General features: G+C 70.9%; 10 protein-coding genes. 7 read left to right on the top strand and 3 right to left on the bottom strand.

Annotation, left to right across the window (positions count from 1 at the left end; all coding sequences use genetic code 11):
• Positions 1-29 precede the first annotated feature (29 nt).
• Together WMF39_RS36800 and WMF39_RS36795 are read left to right on the top strand one after the other, a co-directional pair.
• Positions 30-818, top strand: coding sequence for a helix-turn-helix domain-containing protein (locus WMF39_RS36800; RefSeq protein ID WP_437741144.1), 789 nt, complete (start codon positions 30-32; stop codon positions 816-818).
• A 335-nt stretch (positions 819-1,153) separates the two neighbouring features.
• Complete coding sequence (locus WMF39_RS36795) at positions 1,154-6,304, top strand: AAA family ATPase (protein WP_437741143.1); 5,151 nt, start codon at positions 1,154-1,156, stop codon at positions 6,302-6,304.
• 119 nt (positions 6,305-6,423) lie between these two features.
• On the opposite strand, the gene WMF39_RS36790 is transcribed toward WMF39_RS36795, so the two are convergent.
• Entirely contained in the window at positions 6,424-7,518 is a 1,095-nt protein-coding gene (locus WMF39_RS36790; RefSeq protein ID WP_437741142.1) for a sigma 54-interacting transcriptional regulator, read from the bottom strand.
• A 402-nt stretch (positions 7,519-7,920) separates the two neighbouring features.
• On the opposite strand from WMF39_RS36790, the gene WMF39_RS36785 reads away from it, so the two are divergent.
• Positions 7,921-8,250 (top strand): DUF2934 domain-containing protein, encoded by a 330-nt coding sequence (locus tag WMF39_RS36785; protein WP_437741141.1) that lies wholly within the window; start codon positions 7,921-7,923, stop codon positions 8,248-8,250.
• 291 nt (positions 8,251-8,541) lie between these two features.
• Positions 8,542-12,417, top strand: coding sequence for a protein kinase domain-containing protein (locus tag WMF39_RS36780; RefSeq protein ID WP_437741140.1), 3,876 nt, complete (start codon positions 8,542-8,544; stop codon positions 12,415-12,417).
• A 39-nt stretch (positions 12,418-12,456) separates the two neighbouring features.
• On the opposite strand, the gene WMF39_RS36775 is transcribed toward WMF39_RS36780, so the two are convergent.
• On the bottom strand, positions 12,457-12,651 hold the full coding sequence (locus tag WMF39_RS36775) for a four helix bundle protein (RefSeq protein WP_437741139.1): 195 nt from the start codon (positions 12,649-12,651) through the stop codon (positions 12,457-12,459).
• Between the two features lie 218 nt (positions 12,652-12,869).
• A complete protein-coding gene (locus WMF39_RS36770; protein WP_437741138.1) occupies positions 12,870-13,808 on the bottom strand; it encodes a hypothetical protein in 939 nt (312 codons plus the stop codon).
• 385 nt (positions 13,809-14,193) lie between these two features.
• On the opposite strand from WMF39_RS36770, the gene WMF39_RS36765 reads away from it, so the two are divergent.
• The 3 genes from WMF39_RS36765 (at position 14,194) to WMF39_RS36755 (ending at position 17,171) form a co-directional block, all read left to right on the top strand.
• Positions 14,194-15,459 (top strand): pectate lyase family protein, encoded by a 1,266-nt coding sequence (locus WMF39_RS36765; protein WP_437741137.1) that lies wholly within the window; start codon positions 14,194-14,196, stop codon positions 15,457-15,459.
• Positions 15,460-15,707: 248 nt separating this feature from the next.
• The gene (locus tag WMF39_RS36760) at positions 15,708-16,145 is read left to right on the top strand and encodes a CBS domain-containing protein (RefSeq protein WP_437741136.1); all 438 of its coding nucleotides are present in this window, start codon (positions 15,708-15,710) and stop codon (positions 16,143-16,145) included.
• 90 nt (positions 16,146-16,235) lie between these two features.
• Positions 16,236-17,171 (top strand): hypothetical protein, encoded by a 936-nt coding sequence (locus WMF39_RS36755; RefSeq protein WP_437741135.1) that lies wholly within the window; start codon positions 16,236-16,238, stop codon positions 17,169-17,171.
• Positions 17,172-17,219: the final 48 nt, after the last annotated feature.

The following is a 17,219-nucleotide window of genomic DNA, read 5'->3' as shown; positions in this document are numbered from 1 at the left end:
CTGACCTGGCCTTGAGCGCTCGGCCCGCGTTGTTCCAGCCCTTTCCGATGCTCGCCGGCCGGCGCGCCCAGGTCTTCCGTCACCAGCCGCAGTACCGTCGGCCCCGGCATTTCCACGAGGAGCCGGAGATCAACCTCGTCGCCCGCGGCACGGGCATCATGGGCATAGGGAAGCGCGTGGTGCCGCTCGTGGCGGGCACGCTGCTCTATTTCGCGCCTGGGCAAGATCACGCGCTCCTCGAGGAGAGCAGCGATTTCGTTCTGTACGTCGCGGCGCTCCGCCCCGAGCTGGGGGCTCGCGTCGCCGGGGCCGCGTCGAAGGTCGCGCTCGACGCTGTGCAGCTCACGCCGGCCGTGCTTGCCGAGGAGCTCGCGCTCCTCGGCGCGCTCGACCGAGCGCGCGACATCTCGGTCGTGGAGCATCGCCTCGCGGAGCTCTTCGAGCGGTCGCTGTCGAACGTGCCGCTCCCCCACGTGGTAAGCCGCCGCATCTTCGAGCTCTTGCGGCTCGATCCGAATCTCCCCGGGGCGGCCCTCGCGGCGCGCCTGCACACGGGCGAGAGCGGGATCAGCCGGCGTTTTCGCAAGGACGTGGGCGTGAACGTCGTCGAGTACCGCGCGCGGCTCAAGCTGATGCAGTTCGTCGCCGAGGTGGATCGCGGCGCGAGCTTCGCGCGCGCGGCGTACGCCGTCGGTTTCGGGAGTTATGCGCAATGCCACCGCGTCTTCACGCGCGCCCTCGGCTGCGCGCCCCAGGACTATTTCGGCGGCCAGCGCGCGGTGCTGACCGAAATGACCGTGCCGATGCGCGGAGGGTAACCGTGATTGAACTCCGGTGAACTGGCGGACTCCGTCGCTCGCCAGGTAGGCGCCGGCAGGGTTCTCCTGGAACGGCGTGAGCCGGACGGCCCGCACGCCCAGGGCGTCGAGCGCGCCGTCCTCGATCGCCTGAGGCGCGTTGAACCTAGCGGCTCTCGGCCGAGGCAGCCTGGCGACGGCGCCTCGGGCCCGCGCGTGGCCGAGCCCGCCGGCTGACGCGAATCCGCGCCGGATCGTCCCCAACGCTGGCCATGATGCGGGGGCGGGGAATGGTATACCTTATCGGGGAAGGGGCTCCTGCTGCCACTGCCGAGGCTGCCTCGCCCATCGCCTGCATGACGAGCCCGTCCCCTCCCTTTCCGTACACGATCTGCGAGACCATTCACGAGGGCCGCGGCACCGCCGTGTACCGCGCTGTTCGAAACGCCGACGGCCATCCGGTGGTCCTCAAGGTGCTCGACCCGAGGAGCTGCCGGCCGCAGGACCTCGCCCGGCTCAAGAGGGAGTACGAGACGGGCAAGATGCTCGACGTGGCAGCCGTCGTCAGGCCCCTCGCCCTCGAGATGTACGATGGGGCGCTCGCCCTCGTCATGGAAGACTCGGGCGCTGAGCCGCTCGATCGACTGCTCGGCGCGCCGATGGCGATCGGCAGGTTCCTCGAGCTCGCCGCCCGCATCGCGGATGCCGTCTCCGACATCCATCAGCGAGGCGTCGTTCACAGAGACCTCAAGCCCGCAAATATCCTGGTCATTCCCGCCACGGGCGAGGTGAAGATCGCCGATCTCGCGCTCGCCTCACGGCTCTCCCGCGAACAGCACGCCCTGGAGCCAGCGCGCCTCATCGAGGGGTCCCTCCCTTACATGTCGCCCGAGCAGACAGGGCGGATGAACCGTGGGGTCGACAGCCGCAGCGATCTGTACTCCCTGGGGGTCACGTTCTACCAGATGCTCACGGGGAAGCTCCCCTTCGACGCCCGCGACCCGCTCGAATGGATCCATTGTCACGTCGCCCGCGCGTTCGCGGCGCCGTCTAAGGTGGTCCCCGACGTGCCGGAGGTGGCCGAGCGCATCGTGATCAAGCTGCTCGCGAAGATGCCCGAGGAGCGCTACCAGACGGCCCGCGGCCTTGGCCATGATCTGAAACGGTGCTTCGACTCATGGCGCTGCGACGGCAACGTCGCGCCGTTCCCGCTGGGCGAGCAGGACGCGTCGGGCCGCCTGCGCATCCCGCAGAAGCTCTATGGGCGCGACGAGGCGATCGCGGTGCTGCTGCGCGCCTTCGAGCGCGTTGTCGACACCGGATCTCCACAGCTCGTGCTCCTCTCGGGCTACTCCGGCATCGGCAAGTCGACGCTGGTCCACGAGCTGGACAGGGCCGTCGCGGGCGAGCGGGGGTTCTCCGCCTCGGGAAAATTCGATCAGCACAAGCGCGAGATCCCTTATTCCACCATCGTGCAGGCCGTTCAGGAGATCGTGCTCGAGCTCCTCGCCGACAGCGAGAGGATCGCGGCCTGGAAGCAGCGGTTGCTCGAGGTCCTCACGGTCAACGCGCAGCTCATCGTGGACTTGATCCCGCAGCTCGAGCTGGTCATCGGCCCGCAGCCGCCGGCTCCCGAGCTGCCGCCGGTCGAGGCGCAGAACCGGTTCCGCACCGTCTTCCGGCACTTCATCGGCGTGTTCGCCCGGAAGGAGCACCCCCTCGTCCTCTTCCTCGACGATCTCCAGTGGGCCGACTCGGCGAGCCTCGCGCTCTTGCAGGATCTGGTGACGCACCTCGACATGGGCCATCTCCTCGTCATCGGCGCGTACCGCGACAACGAGGTGACCCCCTCGCACCCGCTCATGACGGCGCTGGACGACATGAGGAGGGAGGGCGCGCGCGTCGGGGAGTTCGTGCTCGGCCCGCTCTCCCGCGAGCACCTGTCCATGCTCGTCAGCGATATGCTTCAGTGCCGCCCCGAGGACGCCGCGCCGCTCTCGGCTTTGGTCCACGAGAAGACGGCCGGCAACCCCTTCTTTGCGATCCAGTTTCTCCTCGCCCTCCACGAAGAGCAGCTGATCGAGCTCGACCCGCACGCGGGCGCCTTCCGGTGGGACATGGCGAAGATCCGCGCCAAGGGCTTCACCGACAACGTGGTCGATCTGATGGTCGACAAGCTCGCGCGGCTCCCCGCTGGCACCCAGGAGGCGCTGAAGCAGCTCGCCTGCCTCGGGAGCGCCGCGGAGGTCGGCATCTTGACGATAGCGTGCGACCGCTCGGAAGAGGCGCTGCACGCGGAGGTCTGGCAGGCCATCCTCGCGGGGCTCGTCCTCTGCCACGAAGGCACCTACAAGTTCCTCCACGACCGCGTCCAGGAGGCGGCCTATTCGCTCATCCCGGAGGCCCGGCGGGCCGCTGTGCACCTCGAGATCGGCCGGCGCCTCGTGTCTCGTCTGCCCGGCGGGGCGGTCGAGGAGCGGGCTTTCGACGTCGCGACCCAGCTCAATCACGGCGCCCACCTCATCACCGATCCACGCGAGAGGGAGGCGCTCTGCCGGCTCAACCTCCTGGCAGGGATCAAGGCGAAGGCCTCGGTCGCCTACGCCTCCGCGCGCAGCTACCTGGCGCAGGCGACGTCCCTCTTGCCGCAGGACGCCTGGAGCGCGCGGTACGAGGACACGTTCAGGCTCCACCTGGAGCTCGCCGAATGCGAGTCCATCGCCGGCAATTTCCAGCCGGCCGACGAGCTGTTCGATCTGATCCTCCAGAACGCCCGCTCCAGGCCCGACCGGGCCAGGGCCCACCGGCTGCGCATGCGGCTCTACCAGATCGCTGGACGGCACCGCGACGCCATGACGGTCATGATCGAGGCCCTGCGGCTCTACGGGGCGACGCTCCCGGAGGCCGACGAGGAGATCCACGCCGCCGTGGAGGCCGAGATCCGGCAGGTCCCGATCTCCCTGCGCGGGCGCCGCATCGCCGATCTCGTCGACGCGCCCGTGGCGACCGACGAAGACGTGCGGGCGTTCATCAGCCTGGTCGCCGAGTCGGCCCCACTCGTGTTCTCCGTGCGACCGGCGCTCTGGCCGCTGCTCACCGCCAAGGGGGTGAACGCGTCCCTGCAGCACGGACACGCCGAGGAGTCCTCGTTCGTTTATAGCTGTTACGCCGCGGTCATGGTGTCCATCCTCGGCGACGTCCCCTGCGCGTTCGAGTTCTCCGAGATGGCGCTCAGGCTCAACGAGAAATTCAAGAGCGTCACGGCCATGCTGAAGGGGAGGCTGCTCTTCCACCACGCGGGCGTCATCAGCATCTGGCACAGGCACTACGCGACGAGCATCCCGCTCATGGACAAGGCATTCCTCGATTGCCTCGACGTCGGAGACTTCATCTTCGCCGGCTACTTGACGTACAACATGGTGTGGGTCGTCTTCGAGAACGGCGATCCGCTCGACCGCGTCATCGAGGTCGCGCGGAAATACACCGCCTTCGCCCGGCAGACCCACAACGACGTGGTGTACCACGTGGTCCGGCTCGAAGAGCAGCTCGCGGCGAGCCTGAAGGGAGCGACGCGGGGGCCCACGAGCTTCGACGGCGGCGACTTCGACGAGGCGAGCTCCCTCGCGATCCTCCAGAAGGCGGGCTTCGGCCTTGGAATCGCGATGGTTCATATCATGAAGCAGGTCGCCGCGTTCACGTACGAGCGTCACGCCGAAGCGCTGGAGTCCGCGGCCACCGCCGCGCTGATGCAGGGGCAGGCGGCGTCTCTGGCCATGGAAGCGACGCACCACTTCTACCACGCGCTCACGGTGACGGCCCTCCACGCCGAGGCGCCGGCCGAGCAGCGGCAGCGGTTCGCTCAGGCGCTCGAGAGCGCGCTCCAGAAGCTGAGGCGCTGGGCCGAAGGCTGCCCCGAGAACTTCCGGAGCCGCTACGCCCTGGTGTCCGCCGAGGTCGCCCGCATCGAGGGCCGGGACCTCGACGCGATGCGCCTCTATGAAGAGGCCATCCGCGCGGCGCGCGAGAGCGGCTTCGTCCACATCGAGGCGCTCGCCTACGAGCTCGCGTCTCGGTTCTATCGAGCGCGAGGGTTCGAGCGCTTCTCCGATACGTACCTGCGCGAGGCCCGCTCGTGCTACGTGCGCTGGGGGGCCGACGGCAAGGTGAAGCAGCTCGAGCAGCGCCATTCGCAGCTCCTCGAGCGGCGGCCGCTCGAGCCGACCGCCACCTTCGCGGCCCGCACGGAGCTGCTCGACGTGCTCGCGGTCGTCAAGGCGTCGCAGACGATCTCGGGCGAGATCCTCTTCGAGAAGCTCCTGCGAACCCTGCTCGAGTTCGTCCTCGAGCAGGGAGGTGCCCAGAAGGGCTGCCTCATCCTGGTGCGGGACGGCGGCCTGACGATCGAGGCGGAGGCCGCGATCGAGGAGCGACAGGGGACCGTGACCAGGGTTCTCCAGTCGTTGCCGGTGTCGTCCTCTCCGCTCCTCCCTGCCTCGCTCCTCCACTACGTGCGGCTCACCAAGGAGCGCGTGCTCCTCGATGACGCCGCCGCGAAGGCGGGCAGGTTCTCGGGGGACGAGTACATCGTCCGGCACAATCCGAGGTCGGTCCTCTGCGTTCCCATCTTGCGGCAGGCCGAGGTGCTCGGCCTGCTGTACCTCGAGAACAACGTCACCACGCACGCGTTCACGCCCGAGCGGCTCCTCGCCCTCGAGCTGCTCGCCACGCAAGCGGCCATCTCCCTCGAGAACGCGCTCTTGCTCGCCAGGGAGCGCGAGGCGCGGGCGGCGGCGGAGGCCGCGGAGCGGCGCACGGCGTTCCTCGCCCACGAGCTGAAGACGCCGCTGACAGGCCTCCATCTGAAGCTCGACGCGCTCGCGCGATCGATCAAGCAGCGAGAGACGGTCTCCTCGTCCTGGCTCTCGTCGTCCCTCACGTCGTTCAAGCGCCAGCTCGGCCGGCTCAACCTGCTGATCGACAGCCTGCTCGACCTCTCGCGCGTCCAGAAGGGGCGGCTCGCCCTGACGCGTGAGCCGGTGGACCTGGCGGCCCTCGTGCGGGACGTCGTCGGGCGGCTGAGCGAGCAGGCCGAGCTGGCTGGATGTGCGCTCCACGTGCAGGCGGAGCGCGCCGTCGTGGGCCAGTGGGATCGGCTGCGGCTCGAGCAGGTCGCGACGAACCTGCTCACGAACGCCATGAAGTACGGCGCCGGAAAGCCGGTGCGGATCGTCACCGACGGGGACGGGGCCGTCGCTCGCCTCTCGGTCTCCGATCAGGGCATCGGGATCCCCGAGGCCGACCAGCGGCGCGTGTTCGAGGCGTTCGAGCGCGCGACGGGGCTTCATCAAGCGCAGAGCCTCGGGCTCGGGCTGTACCTCGTTCGGGAGATCGTAAGAGCGCATGGAGGGCGCGTGGATCTGCGCAGTCGGCTGGGCTCAGGGACCATGTTCCTCGTCGAGCTGCCCGTCGAGCCGGAGGGAGAGCTCGGCCTCGCGCAGCCGTCCTGAGGAGAGGGGCGCGCGGGCCGCCTGGTGCCGACTGGGCCTCTCGAGTCGCGAGGGCACGCCAGCTCGCGTCGTGTGAGCGTTCACCAGGTCGCTCCAGGCGGGATCCCTGACGCGCGGCCCTAGCGATCGCTCAGCGGCTCCTTGTCGCGCGCGTCCGCGGCGAGGTACTGGCGCAGGTGCCGGCGGAGGGAGACCCGCGTGATCCCGAGCGCGCTCGCCGTGCGGGTCACGTTGCCGTTCTGGGCCGCGTAGACCGCGAGGATGTGGCGGCGCACGGCCTCCCCGAGCGACGCGCTGCCGCGCGCGGGCGGCGATGGCCGCAGCGCGCCCGGCGGACCCGAGCGCGGCGGCGCCGGCGGACGCTTGGCCGCGCCGATCTCCGGCGGCAGGTGCTCCAGATCGAGCGGCGCGCCGTGGGCCCGGAGGAACGCGCGCTCGACGACGCCCCGGAGCTCGCGGACGTTCCCCGGCCAGGGGTACGCCTCGAGCTGCGCGAGCGCGCGCGGGGTGACCCCGGCGCTCGCGAGCCCCGTCGCGCCGCTCTGGCGCTGGAGGAAGTGCTCGACCAGCCCGCGCACGTCGCCGTCGCGCTCGCGCAGCGGGGGGAGCGAGAGCGCGAGCCCGCCGACGCGCCGGTGGAGCGCCTCGTGGAACGACCGCCCGAGGACGCGCGCGGCGAGATCCTGGCTCGTCGCGGCGATGACCCGCACGTCCGCGACCAGCGCCTCCCCGCCGCCGATCCGGCAGAGCGGCTCCCCGTCGAGCACGGCCAGGAGCCGCGGCTGGAGCTCGAGCGGGAGCGCGCCGATCTCGTCGAGGAACAGCGTGCCCCCCCGCGCCAGCTCGAGCAGCCCGGGGCGCGCCGCGGGCCGCCCGTCCGCCCCGGCCGCCAGGCCGAAGAGCTCCTCCCGGAGGCGCTCGGCCGGCAGCCGCGCCGCGCTCACCGCAACGAAGGGGCCGCCCGCGCGCGGGCTCGCCGCGTGAAGGCGCCGCGCGCAGAGCTCCTTGCCCGTGCCAGGCTCGCCCGTGATGAGCAGCGGCGCGCGCTCGTGCTCCGCCAGCCGGCGCAGCTGCTCCATCGCGCCCGCCCAGCGCTCCGAAGCGCCGATGAGCCGCACCTCGCTGTCGTCCTCGACCCAGACGACGCGCGTCATCCCGCCGCCGGACGAGCAGAGGTGTTCCGTGCGCCGGGAAGGGGCCGCGCTTTCTTCCACATCGCATCTCCTCGATTCATGGGCAGACGGCGAGCGACGCGCCTGCCGTTTTTCTGGATTACCGAGCTGTCCTCGGCGCAGGCGGCGACCAGGGATGGGCCGCCGTGAGCGAGAACTGGAACGACGGTGGGAACGACGGTGGGAACGACAGATGGACGTTAGACGGACGACGGCGGATGAACGTCGGTCACGAGGTGGCGACGAACAGCGAGGGATGGTGGCTGACACATGCCGGGTGATCTCACCCGGTCAGCGACATCGACTCTACCGCGAATCACGGTCTCTTGGAAGGGAGATCCCGACCGGCGGCGGGGGGGCGCCGAGAAACTACGTGCTCAAAATTTGTGCGTACGCGCGGACCTGGGTTAGTCGACCCGTGTACCCGAAAGGAGAGACGACGAGATGAGCTCGAAGCGCAAGACCCCGGCCCGCACGAAGACCACCCGGGCCACGAGCCCGGTCGCCTCGGCGCAGCCCGAGAGCGCGGTCTCTGCCCCCGCCGCCGTCGAGATGCCCTCTGCGGCCGTGGAGCGCGCCGCCGAGCGCGCGAGCGCCGGTGCCCCGAAGGCCGCGCCTCCGCGCCCGCGGCCGTCGCGCGAGGAGCGCCACGGCCTGATCGCCAAGGTGGCCTATGAATATGCCGAGAGGGCCGGCTTCCGGAACAACCCCGTTGAAGACTGGCTGAACGCCGAGCGCGAGGTCGACGCGCGGCTCGAGCGCCTCGCCAGCTGAGGTCTCCGCCGCGGCGGCGCAGGCGGCGCGAGGCCGCGCGTACGCCCATGCGCGCCCGACAGGCGCGCTGGCGTGGACGTGAGCGGCCCCGTCGACCGGCGAGGGCGGGCCGCGGTCGCGCTCCCGCCGCTCCCGCCGGCCCGGCGGCTGCGCCCGCGGGCCTTCGAGGCTCGTCGCCGCGCCGCGAGATGAGTATCCTCGCGCTCCGCGTGGGCGGTGGGCCCACGGTTCGCGGTCCACGCGCGCCCCGGCCGCCTGGACCGCGGAGGTCTGCACACCGATACTTGCGCCATGCATTCAGGTCACGTCCTCGCCAACCGCTTCCAGCTGGAACGCCTCGCGGGCTCCGGCGGGATGGGCGCGGTGTGGCGGGCGCTCGACCGGCAGAGCGGCCACGTGGTCGCGCTCAAGGTGATCTTCAACCAGGGCAGGGAGCACGTCGTGCGCTTCCAGCGGGAGGCGCGCCTGCTCGCCGAGCTCGAGCACCCCGTCGTCGCCCGCTACATCGACCACGGCGTCACGGCGGACGGCCTCTACTACCTCGCCATGGAGTGGCTCGAGGGCGAGGACCTCGGCGCGCGGCTGTCGCGCGGGCCGCTCGGGATCGAGCACAGCCTGATGCTCGTCGGCCGCGTCGCCGAGGCGCTCGCCGCCGTCCACGCGCGCGGCATCGTGCACCGCGACCTCAAGCCGACCAACGTGTTCCTGCCCGGCGGCGACATCGGGAGCGCGAAGCTCATCGACTTCGGCATCGCGCGCCAGGCCGACGCGACGTACGAGCTCACCCTCACCGGATCGGCGATCGGCACGCCGGCCTACATGGCGCCGGAGCGCGTCCGCGGCGACGTCGACGTCGACGCGCGCGCCGACCTCTACTCGATCGGGTGCCTGCTGTTCGAGTGCCTCACCGGGCGGGCGCCGTTCGTCGCCCAGCACCCGCTGTCCGTCCTCGCCAAGGTGCTCTTCGAGGCCGCGCCGCGCCCGAGCACCTTCTGCCCGAACATCCCGCCGTCGCTCGACCTGCTCGTGGCCCGGCTGCTCGCGAAGAACCCCGCGGAGCGCCCCGCGGACGCGGGCGAGGTCGCCGCCGAGCTCCGGATGCTGAGCGTCGTGGAGGGCAACATGTCCACGGGCAACGGCCTGCCGACGCCCGCGCTGACGAAGAGCGAGCGCCGGCTCGTCAGCGTCGTGCTCGCCGCCGAGATGAGCGCCGGCAGGCGCGGCCCCCCGTCGGCCCGCCCGCAGGCGATCGCGGGCCCCGAGCGGGCGAGCGACACGATGCTGTCGGGGCACCACGCGACCGTCGTCTCCGGCAGCAAGGACGCGCTGCCCGAGGGCCTGCTCGCGCCGGCGCCGCAGGTCAGGCCCCGGCCCGCCCCGCCGCCGACCACGCCGTTCCACGAGGTCCGGCAGGCCGCGCAGGCGCACGGCGCGGTCCTGGAGGTGCTCGCCGACGGCTCGGTCGCCGCGGTCGTCGCCGGCGCGGGCTCGCCGACGGACCTCGCCGGCAAGGCCGCCCGCTGCGCGCTCTCGATCCACGCGCTCCTGCCCGGGGCGTGGGTGGCGCTGGCGACGGGCTGGGACGTCATCGCCGGGACGCAGGCGGTGGGGCAGGTCATCGACCGCGCGGGCGCGCTGCTCGACGCGCGGGTCCGCCACGCCGCCGAGGATCCGTCCTCGGGCCGGCCGGTGCTCATCGATCAGATGACGGCCGCGCTGCTCGGCGATCGCTTCGAGATCGCGGCGGGCAGCCAGGGCCCCACGCTGCTCGGCGCGCGCGAGCCGCAGGACGGCGGGCGCAAGGTGCTCGGGAAGCTCACGACCTGCGTGGGGCGCGAGCGGGAGCTCCGGGCGCTGGAGGACGTGCTCGACGAGTGCGCGGCCGAGGGGGTGGCGCGCGTGGTGCTGGTCACGGCGGGGGCGGGCGTCGGCAAGTCGCGCCTCGCGCACGAGCTGCTCCGGCGGGTCGAGGCGCGCAGCGAGCCGGTCACGGTGTGGCGCGCGCACGGCGATCCGATGTGCGGCGGGGCGCCGCTCGGGCTGCTCGCGCAGACGGTGCGGCGCGCGGCGGGCCTGCTCGACGACGAGCCCGTCGAGGCGCGGCGGGAGAAGCTGGCGGCGCGCGTCGCGCGGCACGTCGGCGAGGCCGCGCGGGAGCGGGTGACGGAGCTGCTGGGCGAGCTGGTCGGGACGCCGTTCCCGGAGAGCCCGGCGCTGCGCGCGGCGCGGCAGGACCGCGCGGTGATGGAGGAGCAGGCGCGGCGCGCGTGGCTCGATTTCCTGCGGGCCGAGTGCGACGCGCAGCCGGTGCTGATCGTGCTGGACGACCTGCACTTCTGCGATCGCGCGACGGTGGACACGCTGGACGCGGCGCTCCGGTTCCTGCGGCACCAGCCGCTCATGGTGCTGGCGCTGGCGCGCCCCGGGGTGCGCGAGGCGTTCCCGGGCCTGTGGGAGGATCGCGAGGCGACGGAGATGCGGCTCGGGGAGCTGTCGCGCCGCGCGTGCGAGCGGATCGTGCGGGAGGTCCTCGGCGACGCGCCGCCGGAGGCCGAGCTCGCGGCGCTCGTCGACCGGTCGGCGGGGAACGCGTTCTTCCTCGAGGAGCTCGTGCGCGCGACGGCGGACAGGCGGGCGGGGGAGGTGCCGGAGACGGTGCTCGCGATGATGCAGTCGCGGATCGCGGCGCTCGAGCCCGAGGCGCGCCGGGTGCTCCGGGCCGGGGCGGTGATGGGCGAGGTGTTCTGGCGGGGCGGTCTGGAGGCGATGCTCGGCGGGGGCGGGCAGGTGCCGCAGCTCGAGTCGTGGCTCTTGACGCTCGAGAAGCGGGAGCTCCTCGAGCCGCGGCCGGAGTCGATGTTCCGCGGGGAGCCGGAGTTCGCGTTCCGCCACGCGCTCGTGCGGGACGCGGCGTACGAGATGCTGACGGACGCGGATCGGGCGCTCGGCCACTGGCTCGCGGCCGAGTGGCTGGAGCGCGTGGGCGGGGACGATGCGGCGGTGCTCGCGCTTGTCGACTGCCACCTCGGCCGCGCTGTGGACGGGGCGCTCTCGCTCGGGAACGCGGACGGCGCGGCGGGGCACCTGGCGCGCGCGGCGGGGGTCCGCGTGCGCCGCGGCGAGTTCGACGCGGCGATCGCGGCGATGACGCGGGCGTTCGAGCTCTCGGACGTCGCGCGGCGCGATCCCGACGAGCTCGCCCGGTGGGTGGCGATCCTCTCGAAGGCGGTCGGCCACGCGCGCCGCGCGCCGTCGCTGCCGGCGGCGTCGGACCGCCTCCTTGCGCGCGTCGATGCGGTCGGCTCGCTGGAGCTCCGGGGGAAGCTGCGCATCGAGCTCGCGCGCGCGCTCGGGGCGACCAACCTGTTCCGGCTGTCGCACGACCTGCTCGACGACGTTGTCGAGATGGCGGTAGGGCGCCGCGAGCTCCTGCAGGAGGCGCTGACGGTCGACGTGGAGGTCTCGTGCCTTCAGGGGCAGTTCGCGCGCGCGCGGCGGGCCGCGCTCGACCTCGCCGCGCTCGGGCCGACGGACGATCCGCGGGCGCTCCAGTCGGTCGCGCTGGCGCGGGCGACCTCGGGGGATCGGCCCGGGGCGCTGGAGGCGCTGTCGCGCTGGGAGGCGGCCGCCCCGGGCGATCGGGTCGCGGAGGCGGTGCGGGCGAAGCTGCTCGTAACGATCGAGCTCTACGCGGGGGATTTCCGGGCCGCGGCGGCGGCGTGCGAGCGCGCGATCGCGCTGGACCGGGCGCTCGGGCTGGGGTTTGACGCAGTTGTGAACCTTCACAACCTGGCGTACGCGTGCGTGCGGCTGGGCGAGCACGAGCGGGCGCGGTCGCTCTTCGCGGAGTCGCTGGAGCGGGCGGACGAGGCGGGGTACGACCGGGTGGCCGCCTCGAACCGGATGTACCTCGCGTACCTGGACGGGGTGGCTGGGGCGGGGGACGCGCGGGAGCGGCTGCAGGCGCTCATCGCGCGGGCGGAGGAGCAGGGCTACTGGCACGACGTGCTGCAGGGCCGCTGGGCGGCGGCGATGCTGCTGAAGAACGCGCGCAATGACGCGCTGGCGCGGCGGGAGTTCGAAGACCTCTTGGAGCTGTCGGTGCGGCTCGGGGATCCGCTGCTGGAGAAGGACGCGCGCGCCTGGCTCGACCGCGTGGAGCGGTGAGGGGAGGAGAGGCGCGGCATTGGTGTTAACCAAGCGCGTTCAGGCCCCCAAGCCGCGCCCCCAGCAGTCACCAACGCCGTCGTGGTCGTGCTCGTGGTCGTGGTCGTGGTCGTGGTCGTCAACGGCTAAATCGTGAACGTGAACGTCTCGCTCCGGCGTTCCCCTGCCCTCCGCGATGTTAAGCCGAACGGAAAGCGCCGCTCGACGCAGCTGAGCAGCCAGCTCCCTCTGCACGCGAGGGGCTCGATGCCGCGACAATCGTCGACCATGGTACCGGCGGAACGTTCACGTCTACGATCGTGTCGTCGACGACCACGACCACGACCACGTTCACGTTCACGTTCACGACCACGTTCACGTTGGTTACCGTCTTCGGTGCGACATCGGGAGAACCGGACAGCCTCGTATCTCTCCTCCCCGTCTCCCTGTGTATTCTCGCTTTCTCCGTGGTGCTAGCCGCCACTCCCGCCGCATGCAGAGCCGGTGGCGACCCACTGCCCCTGTACGCAGTCATAGAACTGGTAGTCGGCGCCGCAGACGCTCTGCCCGCACGAGGCTGATACGGGGTTGCCGAGGTAGTCGGTGCCGCCCGTACACTGACACGATCCTGCGCACCCGACGCCGGCGGCGACCCACTGCCCCTGTACACAGTCATAGAACTGGTAGTCGGCGCCGCAGACGCTCTGGCCGCACGAGGCTGTCACGGGGTTGCCGAGGTAGTTCGTGCCGCCCGTACACTGGCACGATCCTCCGCACGCGGCGCCGGTGGCGGCCCACTGCCCCTGTGAGCAATCATAGAACTGGTGGTCGGCGCCGCAGATGTTCTCGCCGCACGTGGCCGATACGGGGTTGCCGAGGTAGTCCGTGCCTCCCGTGCATTCACATGGGCCCGGGCACGCGGATTCAGTCGGGCACGGCGGCGGCCATGTCCCCGTTTGCTGGAGGTAATAGCAGGCCTCGCGCGGCGTGGCACGAGGTGCGTGCACGTCGATCGCTGCCAGTGGGGTCACGAAGCACAGAGGGCCGTGATCGTTGAGGTAGCCGCTCATCAAGCAATCCATGTATTGCTTGTTCTTGCACAGGCTGTATTCGTTCATGGGCAGGTTCAATCTGTTGCAGCTCCGGCAAGTATCAAGGGCTCTTTTGAACCCGAAGCACGCGTAGCCTCCAGTGGGCTCGCGGTCCTTGTCCCAGTCGATGCTCTGGCAGCTGATCGGGTCGACGGGCTCGTTGCAGTCGCCGAACGCTGGATCCAAATATTCGCTGCACTCCTCCTCCGTGAGCGCATCCGCCGACGCGGATACATGCTCGCTGAGGCTGGCATTCTCGACGGTCGTGCAGCCCGCGGCGAAGAGGAGCGTTGCGGCGATTCCCAGTAGCGGATTTCTCATTCTCATTCCTTTGGGTGGCGTTCAGGCGTTCGACGTCGCGCGCCCAGGCTAACAGATCTTGTGTGACGAATGAGTTCATGAAAAATGGCGGTGCCACTTCATGATGACAGGTGCACGGATGGGGCCGCGATTCGAGCCTCCCCCCTGTCACCTCCAGCAGGCCCACGCGCACAACCAGCCAGGAGTGCCGACACGCCGGCGCCTTCCGCGCGCAGCGGCAAGGCAACGGTGAGCCCCGCGGCCCCTTGGCTGCGAAGGCCGAGCTCCGCCCCAGGATTCGACGCGGATCGCGGCCCGGGGGCGTCCCGGCGATTTGTGACGGCTGGCGGGGGCGCAGCGCAACCTGAGGGAAAGACGCTTGGCTTCCATCACCCGCAGAGGAACCATGACCCACGCGTATCGACTCGCCTCCTTCTCGATTCTCGGCTTGCTGATCGCTTGCAGCTCGACGGACCCCGACGTCACGCCCGGCGGCGGCGCGGGCTCTGGAGGAACCTCGGGCGCGGGGCAGACGACCGGCGGCGGTGGCGTGACGACCACGGGCGTTTCCGGTACCACCACGGGCGGAACAGGCGGCGCCGGAGCCACCACCGGCGCAACGGGCGGCGTCACCGGGGGTGCGGCCGGCACGGGTGGAGCGGGCGCTGGTGGAGGGGACACGGGTGGAGCGGACACGGGTGGAGCGGGCACTGGTGGCGGGGGCACCGGCGGGTCGACCCCGGTTGGGGACCTCCGTATCACGGATGCGGTTCCGGGCTTCGCGAGCGTCGCCGGCGGCACGACCGGCGGCGGCACGGATCTGAGCTCGGCCATCACGGTGGACTCGATGAGAGAGCTCCAGGACGCGGCGAAGGGCTCGACCCCGGCGATCATCCTCGTGAAGCCCGGGAACTACAGCGGGACGCTCGCGCCGGGCGCCAACAAGACGATCATCGGCATCGGGCCCGGGGTGACGATCACGGGCAACATCCGGATGAGCGGCGACGACGTGCACAACATCATCATCCGCAACCTCGCCGTGCGGGGCGCGCGCTGCGCCAGCTACGACGAGTGCAAGGCCGGCGCAGACGCCGTCTACACGGGGAACGGCGCCCACCACGTCTGGCTGGACCACCTGGATATCTCCGACGGCCAGGACGGCAACTGCGACATCACCCAGGGAGCCGACTACGTCACCGTCTCCTGGTCGCGCTTCTACTATACGTACGACAAGGAGCACCGCTTCTCGAACCTGATCGCCGGCAGCGACGACGAGCCGGCGAGCCAGGGCAAGCTGCGCATCACGTACATGAACAGCCACTGGGGCGAGCGCGTCGATTCACGTCAGCCCCGCGGGCGGTACGGCAATGTCCACATGCTCAACAACTATCACAACACCGCTGGCGGCCAGATCCACGGCGTGGGCAAGGACATGGCGCTCATCGCCGAGAACTGCGTCTACGATGAGGACAGGTCGATCTGGACGGACATGGGCAGTCCAAGGGGTTGGAAGGGGATCGGCAACCAGGGGACCGGCGACGACCTGAACGACTCGAAGGGCACCGTCTTCGCGATCCCGTACCGCTACACGCCGATGCCGGCGTCCCAGGTCGTCGCGGCGGTCACCTCTGAAGAGTGCGGAGCCGGCAACACCTGCACGCTCGCTTACTGAAAGCTCCCCCCGGCTGGTAGCCCGGAGAGGGCCTCATCGATTCGTCGAAAAGAGCGATGCCCTCGGTCTGAAATATCCATGCAACAAAGGGCGGCCGCCTCAGCCCGGCCGCACTCTCCACGCGAGGCGAGCCCGGCCGTGAAGCGCGGGAGGCCAGGCGTCCAGGTGAAAAGCAGCCAAAATAATTGCGCATGAGCACGCTGCACGCGCGATTTTTTTGTCATGATTCCCTCAGGAAGGGGATGACCATGGATAGCATTGGCGAAATCCTCAACAGGAAGGGTCGGAACGTCTACACCATCTCGCCGGATGCAACCGTCTTCGAGGCTGTGCAGTCGATGTGCGTGCGGCGCGTGGGCGCGCTGCTCGTGAGCATCGACGGGTCCCCGAGAGGGATCATCAGCGAGCGGGACGTGATGACGCGGGTGATCCTGGCCCGACGCGATCCGGCGGACACGCCCGTCGCGGAGGTGATGACCTGCGGGGTCGTCTGCGTCGAGCCGAGCACGTCGGCGCGGCAGGCCATGGCGGTCATGACCGAGCGACGCTGCCGTCACCTGCCCGTGGTCCAGGACGGGCGGGTGGTCGGGATGATCTCCATCGGCGACCTCGTGCACTGGGTGAGCCGCGAGCAAGAGGCCGAGATCAAGATGCTGACCGAGTACGTGCAGGGGGTCTACAGCTGAGCGCCCGGCAAGCGGCCGCCTCTCCTCCGGGCTGCCTGTCCCATCGTCCCGCTGGATGGCCCCGGACGGAAAAAAAGATACGCTGTCCGCATGCGCCAGCTTGCTTCGTCCCTCGCCGCCCTCTCCCTCCTGCTCTCGTTCACCCCGCCAGCCCTCGCCGAGGAAACCGTCACGGAAGCGCAGTGGGCGAAGTCCTACGGCTTCCGTCTCGGCGTGGAGGCGGACGTGCTCACCAGTACCATCGAGGCGAACCTCCCCGACTGGGAAACCGTGAGCAGCGACGGGACGAGCGGCGCGTGGGAGGGGAACTCCTTCGTGGCGTCCTTCGCGGCGGTCGCCCAGATCAAGCTGATCGGGGGGCTCCACCTCGACGCCGAGCTGCCGTTTGCGTACGGGAGCAGCAAGGCGAGCGAGCCCGGTGCGGGGGAGCACGACGCGGCGACGGTCGCGCCGGAGCTCGAGGGGTTCTTCTTCGGCAATCCCTCGATAGGACTTCACTACGCCGGGAACATTTCTCCCATGCTGATGCTCGTCGGCGGGCTCTCGGCCTCCATCCCCATCACGCAGGATCCGTCCGACGACACGAAAGCGGCCGCGGCGGCGGCGCTGGCCGTGCGGGGGTACTTCGACACGCAGCGGGCGCTCCTGGAGCACGTCCCGCTGCGGGCCCGCGGCGGCATCGAGCTGCGCCCGATCGAGGCGCTCTATGTGCGGAGCGATCTCGTGGCGATGTTCGCCATCCCCACGGGCGGCGGAGACACGGAGTTCTTCATCGAGCAGAGCAACGAGGCGGAGCTGCGCAGCGTGGGCGGGTTCGGGGTCGGCGCGCGGCTCCAGGCCGCGTTCCCGCTCACACAGACCGACAAGATGCAACTCGCGGCCGAGCCCTTCGTCGGGGTGGAGCCACCCGCGTCGGGCCTGTACTTCCGGGCCGGGCTGCTCGTGGCGCTGGACGAGCCGCTCGGGTTCGGCCTGGAGCAGGGCAAGCTCGCGACGCTCCGTGTCGCGGTGGGGGCCAGATTCTGAGCTGGCCGCGGCCGCGTGGCGTGAAGGGACAGGGCCTGCGGGACGGAC

The organism is Sorangium sp. So ce1504 (genome assembly GCF_051521635.1).
In the GTDB taxonomy this organism is placed as follows: Bacteria; Myxococcota_A; Polyangia; order Polyangiales; family Polyangiaceae; genus Sorangium; species Sorangium cellulosum_B.
Note: the sequence above shows the minus strand (reverse complement) of the source record. Positions and strands in the feature narration are given on the sequence as shown.

Bases quoted from the DNA above. Each gene is read 5' to 3' on its own strand.
- WMF39_RS36795 (WP_437741143.1), top strand. From the start codon at position 1,154: ATGACGAGCCCGTCCCCTCCCTTTCCGTACACGATCTGCGAGACCATT.
- WMF39_RS36785 (WP_437741141.1), top strand. From the start codon at position 7,921: ATGAGCTCGAAGCGCAAGACCCCGGCCCGCACGAAGACCACCCGGGCC.
- WMF39_RS36780 (WP_437741140.1), top strand. From the start codon at position 8,542: ATGCATTCAGGTCACGTCCTCGCCAACCGCTTCCAGCTGGAACGCCTC.
- WMF39_RS36770 (WP_437741138.1), bottom strand. From the start codon at position 13,808: ATGAGAAATCCGCTACTGGGAATCGCCGCAACGCTCCTCTTCGCCGCG.
- WMF39_RS36765 (WP_437741137.1), top strand. From the start codon at position 14,194: ATGACCCACGCGTATCGACTCGCCTCCTTCTCGATTCTCGGCTTGCTG.
- WMF39_RS36760 (WP_437741136.1), top strand. From the start codon at position 15,708: ATGGATAGCATTGGCGAAATCCTCAACAGGAAGGGTCGGAACGTCTAC.
- WMF39_RS36755 (WP_437741135.1), top strand. From the start codon at position 16,236: ATGCGCCAGCTTGCTTCGTCCCTCGCCGCCCTCTCCCTCCTGCTCTCG.